The organism is Micromonospora sp. NPDC047753, assembly GCF_040642735.1.
Lineage (GTDB): Bacteria > Actinomycetota > Actinomycetes > Mycobacteriales > Micromonosporaceae > Micromonospora.
Genome location: NZ_JBEYSL010000227.1, coordinates 1 through 10,394, shown reverse-complemented (window position 1 = coordinate 10,394; position 10,394 = coordinate 1). Strand labels below are relative to the sequence as shown.

The following is a 10,394-nucleotide window of genomic DNA, read 5'->3' as shown; positions in this document are numbered from 1 at the left end:
GCCCGGCCTCCCAGGCCCGCACCGGATCCTGGGTGCGCACCGGGGCCTCTCGCCACCGAGGGGTCCCCGGCCGCGCCCGTCGCTGTCGTAGGGTGCCGCCATGGCACACCCCGTCCGCGCCGACGGCGACGCCAGCAGGGCCTGGTGGGCGGCCCCGCCGACGGGGCGGGTCAGTCACCTGCCGGGCATCGACCCGGAACTGCTGCGGGTGGCACTCGACCCGTTACCCCCGGTAGCCCCCGCGATGGTGCACTACCGGCCCACTGTGACGGGTTCTCTCGGTGACCTCGTGGACACTCTGCTCGACCAACTGGACACCGCCGCCCTCGCGATGTTCCCCCGCTGGCTGACGGGGGCCGACCATCTTGACAGCGAGGGCGCGCTCAGTGTGGCGGCGGTGCGGGCACTCGCGGCCCGTACCGCCGCCCGCTCCCGGCACTTCGGGCCGTTCCTGGCCGACCTCGCCGAGCGAGGGCTGCGCGGCCCGCGCCGCCCCGCCGGCCGGTCCCGCTTCGCCCCGGGGGTACGCGCCGCCGGGCTCGCCCGGGTGATCTCCGGCGCGTACGACCGGGAGAGCTGCGTGCTGGTCGTGGCCCTGCCTGACCTGGACGCCGACGCCGAGCGGACGCTGGTGGCCGCCCGCCGAGTGGCTCGTGCGGCACGGTGGCTTCACAGTGTGGTTGGCCGGCGGGCCGTTGCGCCACGCCGACCGGGTGCGCGCGGTGCCGATGCCGGTGCCGGAGCGGTTCAGCGGTCTCGCCGGCACTACCGAACGGCTCCCGGCCACCGCCGCCGAGCCGAAGTCGAGGGTGCTGGCCTGGCCGCCGATCGCCGGCGTACCCCGTGGTGACAGCCCCGCCGAACAGGCGTTGGAACGCGCCCTCGCGCCGCACGACTGGGCGCGGGGCCGGCGGTGGAACCAGACCTTCGAGTGGCACGTCCTGGCCGCGGCGTACCGTCTGGATCTGTTTTGGCCCACGGAGGGTCTTGCGGTCGAGGTGGACGGCCCGGAGCATCGTGGGCGAATCGCTTTCGCCAACGACCGGCGGAGAGACGTGCAGCTGCAACTCCTCGGGCTGGACGTGCTCCGCTTCACCAACGAGCAGGTGCTCACCGACGCGCCGGCGGTGGTCGACGGGATCCGTCGGCTTCTGGCCCGGCGACGTGCGGGCGGCACGCACCCCCATGGAGATGAGACATCATGACGAGCCCGGCGGACGTCCCGCACCTGACGCCGAACCAGATCAACGCCCTCGTGGTGCTGATGGTCGAGGCACGCCGACTCACCAACGTCGAGCTGAAAGAGCTGGCCGGTTTCACACTGACCGGCAAGGACAACGCGAAGCTCGTCGACCTGGGCCTGGTCGACACCGATCGGACGCACCGGCCGTTCGCCCACGAGCTGACCGAGCAGGGCTGGCGGGTGGCACGTCAGCTGCACACCGCCGCGCCGCCGAAGGCGGGTGGCTCGACGACCCGGTCCCTGTTCGTCGTCCTGTCCAACCTGCACCGTTCGCTGGACCGGCTCCGGGTCAGCCACGGCGACTTCTTCAAGCAGACCGGAGCAACGGCTTCCCTCAGCGAGCCGCGACCCGAAGCACCGGCACCCACTACGACAGCGGCGACGGCCGCACCGGTGTCCGCGGCGGAGGTGGAGACGCTGGTCCGCTCGGCGTACCGGGATCTGGCCACCGCGCCGGGCGCGTGGGTCGGCCTCGCCGACGTCCGCGACCGACTCGCCGACACCGACCGGGCAGCCCTCGACGCGGCGTTGCGGGCGATGGTCGGCCGAGAGGACGTCCGCATCATCCCGGTGGCGAACACCAAGTCACTGACCCCACGGGACCGGGCTGCGGCCGTGCGCATCGGGAACGAGGACAACCACGCCCTGGCGATCGGCCCGGCATGATCTCGGAGGACCATCGGGCCGCGCTGGACGCGGTCAGTCTCAACCCGGCGGTCACCCCGGACGACGTTTGGCGACCCAGCCCACACAACGTGCCGGAGCTGCACGAGAAGGTGGCTGCGGAGATCCTGCGCGGGGTGGCGCGGGCCCGCACCGACGACACGAGCATGCCGCTCGGCGTGGCCATGCAGGGCCGCGCGGGCGCCGGCAAGACGCACCTGCTCGGGGCGGTCCGCGAACGGATCCAGGGCGACGGCGGCTACTTCTTCCTCGTCGACATGGTCAGTGGCAAGACGTTCTGGGAGAGCGTGGCCCTGGCCCTGGTGGAGGGGATGGGCCGCCCCCACGTCGGCTGGGGCACCCAGTTGAAGACCTTCCTGCGTCGACTCACCCCCCAGCTCGGCCTGCCGGTGGAGGTGCGCGACGCGGTCGCCGGCACCCGACCGGTGACCCGTGCGCACCTCGACACCTTCATCTGGGCGCTGCGCGAGCGCGATCGGGAGGTCGGGCGGGACGCCCAGGACACCGCTCGGGCGCTCGTCCTGCACGGCGCCATCGACTTCGAGGCACAGGACGTCGGTTACGCCCACCTGATCTCCGAACCGGGTGACCCGGCCGCACGGGCGGCGTGGGGACTGAGCGCCGCGATCCGCACCCCCCAGCAGGTCGTGCAGGACATCTCCCGGCTGATGGCCCTGACCCTGGACCCCACTGTCATCGCCGTCGACCAGCTCGACACGCTGTTCGCCCAGACCAGCACCTCACTGCTCAACCAGCATCAGGGTCTGGAGGACGGCCAGGCCAAGGTGCTCGGCCCGATCGCCGACGGCCTGCTCAAGCTCCGCGACATCACCCGCCGCACGCTCGTCGTCGTCTCGTGCCTGCCGGACACCTGGGTGCTGATGACCCGCACCGCGCCCACCCCGGTCGCCGACCGCTTCCGTACGGCGCACCTGCCGGACCGGATCCCCACCCCGGAGATCGGGCAGGCCATCGTGGCGAAGCGCCTCGCCGCCGCCTACGCGGGAATGTACTTCGGGCCACCGCACCCCACCTGGCCGATCGCCCCCGCCGCCTTCGCCGACGCACCCACCCTGACGCCACGCGCCCTGCTCCGCCGGGTGGACCGCCACATCGCCTGGTGCCGTGATCGCGACGACGTGATCGAGCTGGATCGGCTCATCGACGGCGCCGACTCGACGCCGACCGTCAGCACCGCCCGTGGCGCCTCCGCCGATCCGACGACGGACGAGCGCCGCCTGCACGAGTTGGACGCGCGGTTCGCCGAACTGGTCGAGGCCGCGGACGTGTCGGCCGCAGTCGACCCGACGGGCGAGGACGAACACATGCCGCCGCTGCTCGCCGCCGGCCTCGCCGCCTGGATCGCCGAGCAGGCGCCGACCGGCGCCACCTACAAGTACGATCCGCCGCCCGGCCGTAAGCCCGCGCTGCACGGACGGCTCATCGAGGTGCTCGACGAGGCCACCGAGAACGAGGCGCACTGGTGCTTCCGGGCCATCGCGCACCCCAATGCCATCGCCGTCACCGCCCGGGTCAAGGCCGCCTGCACCCTCGCCGGGTTGGACCGGGACCTGCCACAACGGCGGCTGATCCTGCTGCGCAACGGTCCGTGGCCGACCGGGAAGCGTACGACCGAGGTGTTGACCGGCTTCGACGCGGCCGGCGGCCTGCGGTGTGCCGTGTCGGAGGCGGACCTGCGGGTCTTCGCCGCCCTGCGGGTGATGGCGGCCGAACCGTCCACGACCCTGCAGGAGTGGCTGGTGGCCCGCCGTCCGGCCAGCGGCACCGAACTGTTCCGCGCGGTCCTGCCCGGGCCCGACGGAACGCGCGGCGGTGCCCAGCCGCCGACGCCCGACGACGAGCCACCGTCCGGTGGTCCCGAATCCGACCCGTCGCAGGTGTCGGAGGCCGACGCTCCCGCCGATGTGTCGACCGGTGCGGCGGCCGAGCCCGTACCCGCTGACCAGGCCGACCTCGTGGTCGGCGAGGGCGGTCGGGCGGTCGGGCTGGGCCGGACCGTCGACGGCGCTCACCCCTTCACGGTTCCCCTGGAGTCGCTACGTCGCCACGCCGTCGTGTTCGCCGGGTCCGGCTCGGGCAAGACGGTGCTGATCCGCCGGCTGGTCGAGGAGTGCGCCCGCGAGGGGGTCTCCGCGATCGTGCTCGATCCCAACAACGACCTGGCCCGGCTCGGCGACCCGTGGCCCGACCCGCCGGCCGGCTGGGGCCCCGGCGACGCCGAACGCGCCGCCGACTACCTCGCACACACCGAGGTGGTGGTGTGGACGCCCCGGGTCACCGCCGGTCGGCCGCTGAGCTTCCAGCCACTGCCCGACTTCACCTCCCTGCGGGACTGGCCCGACGAGTTCGACCAGGCCGTCCGCTCCGCCGTGGAGGCGCTCGCGCCACGGGCGGGCGTGGACCGCTCCGGCCGGCTCGCCCAGCAGGGCAAGGCCGTGCTCACCGAGGCACTCCAGGCGTACGCGCGTAGCGGGATGGTCGGCCTGCCCGGCTTCACCGAGTTCCTCACCGATCTGCCCGAGGGGGTCAGTCGGCTGGCCCGTGCCGGGAAGCTCGCCGAGGAGTTGGCCGAGGCGCTCAAGGCGGCGATGGTCACCGATCCGCTCTTCGGCGGGGTCGGCGCGCCGGCCGACCCGGGGCTGCTGCTGACGCCGTCGGCGGGGCGGCGGGCCCGGGTTTCGGTGATCAGCTTCGTCGGCCTCACCTCCGACCAGGAGCGGCAGAGCTTCGTCAACCAGTTGCAGATGGCGCTCTTCGCGTGGATCAAGCGGCACCCCGCCGGTGACCGGCCGCTGGGCGGGCTGTTCGTGATGGACGAGGCGCAGACGCTCGCGCCCTCGACCGGCACCACTGCCTGCACCGCCAGCTCGATCGCGCTGGCCTCGCAGGCCCGCAAGTACGGGCTCGGGCTGGTCTTCGCCACCCAGGCGCCCAAGGGTCTGCACAACCAGATCTCCGGCAACGCGACGACGCAGTTCTTCGGGCTGCTCAACGCGCCGGCCCAGATCGACGCGGCCCGCCAGCTCGCCGAGGCCAAGGGCGGGCGGCTGCCGGACATCGGCCTGCTCAACAGTGGCGAGTTCTACGCCGCCGGGGAGGGGTTCTCGTTCGTGAAGGTTCGTACCCCGCTGTGCCTGACGCACCACCCGAAGGCGCCGTTGACACCCGAGGAGGTCGTCGCCCGTGCCCGCCCGGCTGGGTAGCCTGGGGCCATGATCTTCATTACCGCCAAGTTCCGGGTCCTGGCCGAGCACGCCGACCGGTGGCCGCGGATCGCCGCCGAGTTCACCGAGGCGACCCGGGCGGAGCCGGGCTGCCTGTGGTTCGACTGGTCCCGCAGCGTGGACGATCCCACCGAGTACGTGCTGGTCGAGGCGTTCCGCGACGACCAGGCCGGCGGGGCCCACGTGCAGTCCGCGCATTTCCGCACGGCCCAGGAGACCCTGCCGCCGTACCTGGCCGAGACCCCGCGGATCGTGAACGCCACGGTGCCGCAGGAAGACTGGTCGCTGCTCGGCGAGATGGCCGTTCCCGAGGGTCGCTGACCGCCACCGGTCAGCGGTCCGCGCCCGCCGGCGACGCAGCCGGTCCGGGACCCGCCGTCAGCGCAGCCGGCGGGCGGCGAACCGGGCCGGCGGGTCGGCGATCACGTCCTGCGCCGCGATCAGCTGGATCTCCCGGGTGCCCGCCGCGAGAGTCGCCTCGAGCACGGCGTAGACGGAAGCGATGGTGCGTTCCAACGCGGTCGCGGGTGAGCCGGTCGTCCACAGGTGGGCGAGGTACAGCGCCGCGGTGACGTCGCCCCCACCGTTCGGGTTGATCGGCAGCAGCGGCGTGGTCACCGCCCAGGCGCCCTCGTCGGAGACCGCCACCACCTCCAGCGAGTCCGGGGGCAGGTCGCCGTGGAGCACGCTGGTCACCAGGACGTGCCGTGGCCCGGTCGCCCGCACCACGTCGACCGCGTCCAGCACCTCGGCGAGCGAGTTCGTGGTGCGACCGGCGAGGAAGTCCAGCTCGAAGTGGTTCGGCGTGATGATGTCCGCACGGGGCACGACGGTGTCCCGTAGGTACTCCGGAATCCCCGGCCGGACGAACATGCCCCGGCCGGCGTCGCCCATCACCGGGTCGCAGCAGTACACCGCGGCCGGGTTGGCCGCCTTCACCGTCGCCACCGCGTCGAGGATCACCGCGCCCATGGCCGGGTCGCCCTGGTAGCCGGAGAGCACCGCGTCGGCGCTGCCGAGGACCCCTCGGTCCTCGATGCCCGCGATCACCTCGGCCACGTCCGCCGCCGGGAGCAGCGGGCCGCGCCACGCCCCGTACCCGGTGTGGTTGGAGAAGTGCACGGTCAGGACCGGCCAGACCTCGTGCCCGAGGCGTTGCAGCGGAAAGGCCGCCGCCGAGTTGCCGACGTGGCCGTAGGCGACAGACGACTGAATGGACAGGATCTTCACCGGCCCATCATCGCCGCTGCGGACGACTGCGCAGTGACGGCCCGCCGTTTCTGTCGGGTGGCCCACTCGCCGCCGGACGGGCGGACGGCATGAACGGGCGGCCCGGACCGTGTCGTCCGGGCCGCCCGAGCGGTGGCGGGGCGACCAACGCGCTGGATGGCCGTCCCGTCGTACGGTCAGCCGCCGAGGCTCGCCGCGGCCGAGGCGATGGACGAGGCGAAGTAGCTCACCTGGGTGTAGACACCCGGGTAGTTGGGCCGGGCGCAGCCGTTGCCCCAGCTGACGATGCCGACCTGGATCCAGGCGTTGGAGGCGTCGCGGCGGAACATCGGGCCACCCGAGTCGCCCTGGCAGGTGTCCGTGCCGCCGCTGGCATAGCCGGCGCAGATCTCCTGGGCGGGGATGAGATCCCCGCCGTAGTTGGCGTTGCACGTGGAGTCGCTGACGAAGGGCACTGTCGCCTTGAGCAGGTACCGCTGCTGGCTGCCGCCCTCGCGGGCGGCGCCCCAGCCGGCCACGGTGAAGGTGCCGCTGTCGTACGCGGTGGTGCTGGCGATCGGCAGCGTGCTCAGTCCGGTGACGGGGCTGGCCAGCCGGATCAGCGCCCAGTCGCGGCCGGCGCCGTTGTAGCCGGGGGCGCGGTAGACGTAGTTGGACCGGACGGTGATCCGGCTGGACGACTGGAGGTCGACCGTCCCGAGCGTCGCGGTGATGCTGGTGTTGGTGCCGGTCGCGCCCACGCAGTGCGCCGCGGTGAGCACCAGCCGGGGGCTGTACAGCGCCCCGCCGCAGCCCATCGAGAGACGGACCATGAACGGGAACTCGCCCTGCGCGGCGCGGGTGCCACCGACGACGTTCGGCGTCATGGGGCTGTCGGCCGCGGCGGCCGGCGCGGTGAGGGTGAGGCTGGCCGCGGTCACCGCGGCCAACGCGGTGGCCAGCAGGCCAGTGAGGGTACGCCAGCGAACCATGCATTCCTCCGCATCAGGATGGCACGCCTCGTGAGCGCACCGCAGTCGAGATAGCGGTCATCATATTGAGGTGTATGGATCTAGCGGGTCATCCTCTCTGGGTCGTACCACCGGCGGTATGGATCTCGCACGGCGCGCGGCGACCGGTGGTCAGGCGTCCGGCGTGCCGGTGCTCTCCCGGCGGAGAAGCCGGAACGGTGTCTGCACGGTCAGCGGCCCCGCGACCTCCGCGCCCTCGATGCGGGCGACGAGGCGGCGCACCGCGAGACGGCCGATCTCCCTCTTGTCCGGGGCGATCGTGGTGAGGGTCGGGGCAGTGAACCGTCCCTCCTCGATGTCGTCGATCCCGACCACCGCGACGTCCTCGGGCACCCGGTGACCGGCCTCGGCCAGCGCCCGCAACGCGCCGATGGCGACCAGGTCGTTGTAACCGAACACCGCGTCCGGCGGATCACCGAGGGCGAGCAGGTCACGCATGGCGCGCATGCCGTCGAGCCGACCGAACGCGTCGGTGCCGGCGACCAGCCGCTGTCGGTACGGCAGACCGGCGGCCGCCAGGGCCTCCCGGTAACCCCGGACCCGCAGGTGCGCCGACTGCCGGTCACCTCCCGGCGTGGCGCCGATGAACGCGATCCGGCGGCGGCCGATCGCCACGAGGTGCCGGATCGCCGCGTGGCTGGCGGCGACGTTGTCGATGGCGATGTGGTCGTGTGGCACGTCGTAGACGCCCTCGCCGATCAGCACGAGTGGGCTGCCGGCCGACCGGGCCAGCACCTCCTCCCGGCCGATGCGCACCGGGCTGAGGATCAGGCCGTCGATGATGCGCTGTCGCGAGCCGTCGAGGAGCGCCAACTCCGCCTCCCGGTCGGCTGCGGTGTTCTCCATGACGAGCGTGTAGCCGAGCACGGCGGCCTCGGAGATGGCGATCTCGGCGAGCTCGGCGAAGTACGGGTTGGTCAGTTCCGGGACGGCCAGGGCGATCAGGCCGGTACGGCCCCGACGGAGGTGCCGGGCGCCGAGGTTGGGGCTGTAGCCGAGTTCGTCGATCGCCTGCTGCACCCGTTGTCGGGTCCGCTCCCCCACCGGCCGGTACCCGTTCACCACGTTGGAGACCGTGGCCAGCGAGACACCGGCGCGCTGGGCGATGTCCTTCAGGTTGACGCCCATCCCCAACCTTTCGCGAATTCGACAGGCGAGCCGACCGGACATTGATGAACAGGCATTGACGGGAGGGTCGACGCGGCTCTATAACGTTATACAGGTGATGATGGATGTCAATCTTTTCGCCGCCGTTGGCGCGTGGAGATCCCACCGACATCCGTCGCTGACGCCCGTCCCCCGTCAATGACCACCCGATGCCCACCACCCACGCGCTTCGGGCCTGGCTGCACCGCCCGCGGCGACTCGCCCCCCGGAGACGGCATGACACGTCACGTCCCCATCCGCCCCGCCCTGCCACTGCTGCTCATCCTCACCCTGGTCGCCGGCGTCCTCACCGCGCCCGCCTCGCCGGCGTACGCCGCACCGGCCAAGACGCCACCACTGACCACCCCCTGGACCAGCCAGGCCCTGACCGGCACCCCGCTGCCCGAGTACCCGCGACCCCAGATGACGCGGCCGGACTGGCTCAACCTCAACGGCGAGTGGCAGCTACGCCAGTCGACGACCGACGACGCGCCGCAGTTCGGCACCAACCTGCCCGAGCGGGTCAACGTGCCGTTCCCGGTGGAGAGCGCCCTGTCCGGCATCCAGCGGGCCGCCAACGACAACCGCAACTACCTGTTCTATCGACGCACCGTCACCATCCCGGCGAACTGGTCGGGTCGGCGCACCCTGCTGCACTTCGGCGCCGTCGACTGGCAGAGCACCGTCTGGGTCAACGGTGTCCGCGTCGGCGCGCACACCGGCGGCTACGACGCCTTCACCTTCGACGTGACGCCCCAGCTCACCGCCGGGACGAACGAGATCGTCGTCAAGGTCTGGGACCCCACCGACACCCGGCAGAACGGCAGCCTGCCCGCCATCGGCAAGCAGACCAAGACACCCAGCGGGATCTTCTACACCCCCAGCTCCGGCATCTGGCAGACGGTGTGGATGGAGCCGGTGCCCGCCGCCTCGATCAGCAGCGTGGACGTCTACCCGAACCTGGGCAACAACACAGTGCGGGTCCGGGTCTTCACCCGGGGCGACGTGAGCGGCCACAGCGTGCTCGCCGAGGCGCTGAACGGCACCACAGTGGTCGGCTCGGCCACCGGCGCCTTCACCGACTTCAGCGTGCCGGTGCCCAACGCCCGCCGCTGGTCACCCGACGACCCGTTCCTCTACAACCTGCGGGTGAGCCTGCGCAACGCGGCCGGCGCCACAGTGGACCGGACCACGCACTACTTCGGCATGCGGGAGATCACCACCGGCCTGGTCAACGGGGTGCTGCGTCCCAAGCTCAACGGCCAGTTCGTGTTCCAGGTCGGCACCCTCGACCAGGGCTTCTGGCCGGACGGGCTCTACACCGCGCCCACCGACGCCGCCCTCGTCTTCGACCTGCAGAAACACAAGGACCTGGGCTTCAACATGGTGCGCAAGCACATCAAGGTCGAGCCGCAGCGCTGGTTCTACCACGCCGACCGGCTCGGCCTGCTGGTCTGGCAGGACATCCCGTCGCTGACCGCACAGGACGTCAACCCCACCGACGCCCAGCAGGCGCAGTTCGAGGCCGAGGCACGCGAGATCGTCGACGAGCACCGCAGCTCACCCGCTGTGATCGCGTACACGCCCTACAACGAGGGCTGGGGCGAGCGGTCCCTCGCCGACACCCGGCGGGTCGCGCAGAACATCAAGAACCAGGACCCGACCCGTCTGGTCAACCCGCACAGCGGCCACAACTGCTGCCAGTCGCTCGGCAACCCCGGCAACGGCGACATCGACGACTGGCACGTCTACCTCGGCCCGGACTCCCCGGTACCGTCGAGCAGCCGGATCGCGGTGCTCGGCGAGTTCGGCGGCCTGGGCCTGCACACGCCGGGC

At 72.2% G+C, this 10,394-nt stretch carries 9 protein-coding genes; 6 read left to right on the top strand and 3 right to left on the bottom strand.

Features of this window, described 5'->3' with window-relative positions:
- Nucleotides 1–100: 100 nt before the first annotated feature.
- From ABZ749_RS19580 to ABZ749_RS19560, 5 genes are read left to right on the top strand one after another with little or no spacing between them, the layout of a single operon-like run.
- Entirely contained in the window at nucleotides 101–850 is a 750-nt protein-coding gene (locus tag ABZ749_RS19580) for a hypothetical protein (RefSeq protein ID WP_357229699.1), read from the top strand.
- A complete protein-coding gene (locus ABZ749_RS19575; RefSeq protein WP_357229697.1) occupies nucleotides 810–1,205 on the top strand; it encodes a DUF559 domain-containing protein in 396 nt (131 codons plus the stop codon). The genes ABZ749_RS19580 and ABZ749_RS19575 overlap by 41 nt, the downstream gene beginning before the upstream one ends.
- On the top strand, nucleotides 1,202–1,909 hold the full coding sequence (locus ABZ749_RS19570; RefSeq protein WP_357229695.1) for a hypothetical protein: 708 nt from the start codon (nucleotides 1,202–1,204) through the stop codon (nucleotides 1,907–1,909). The genes ABZ749_RS19575 and ABZ749_RS19570 overlap by 4 nt, the downstream gene beginning before the upstream one ends.
- Nucleotides 1,906–5,151 carry a DUF87 domain-containing protein gene (locus ABZ749_RS19565; protein ID WP_357229693.1) on the top strand — a complete coding sequence of 1,082 codons (3,246 nt, stop codon included), beginning with the start codon at nucleotides 1,906–1,908 and terminating at the stop codon, nucleotides 5,149–5,151. Before ABZ749_RS19570 ends, ABZ749_RS19565 begins: the two co-directional genes overlap by 4 nt.
- Before the next feature lie 9 nt (nucleotides 5,152–5,160).
- Nucleotides 5,161–5,493: a putative quinol monooxygenase gene (locus ABZ749_RS19560; RefSeq protein ID WP_357229691.1), complete on the top strand. Its 333-nt coding sequence runs from the start codon at nucleotides 5,161–5,163 to the stop codon at nucleotides 5,491–5,493.
- 57 nt (nucleotides 5,494–5,550) lie between these two features.
- Here the strand turns inward: ABZ749_RS19560 and pdxY are convergent, their stop codons facing one another.
- The 3 genes from pdxY to ABZ749_RS19545 all read right to left on the bottom strand — a co-directional run bounded on the left by pdxY (nucleotide 5,551) and on the right by ABZ749_RS19545 (nucleotide 8,540).
- Entirely contained in the window at nucleotides 5,551–6,402 is an 852-nt protein-coding gene (pdxY, locus tag ABZ749_RS19555) for a pyridoxal kinase PdxY (RefSeq protein WP_357229689.1), read from the bottom strand.
- 176 nt (nucleotides 6,403–6,578) lie between these two features.
- Nucleotides 6,579–7,373: a serine protease gene (locus ABZ749_RS19550; protein ID WP_357229687.1), complete on the bottom strand. Its 795-nt coding sequence runs from the start codon at nucleotides 7,371–7,373 to the stop codon at nucleotides 6,579–6,581.
- A 150-nt stretch (nucleotides 7,374–7,523) separates the two neighbouring features.
- Entirely contained in the window at nucleotides 7,524–8,540 is a 1,017-nt protein-coding gene (locus ABZ749_RS19545; protein WP_357229685.1) for a LacI family DNA-binding transcriptional regulator, read from the bottom strand.
- Between the two features lie 255 nt (nucleotides 8,541–8,795).
- Here ABZ749_RS19545 and ABZ749_RS19540 point away from each other — a divergent pair.
- Nucleotides 8,796–10,394, top strand: a 1,599-nt coding sequence (locus tag ABZ749_RS19540) for a sugar-binding domain-containing protein (RefSeq protein WP_357229683.1), incomplete at its 3' end; no start/stop codon positions are given.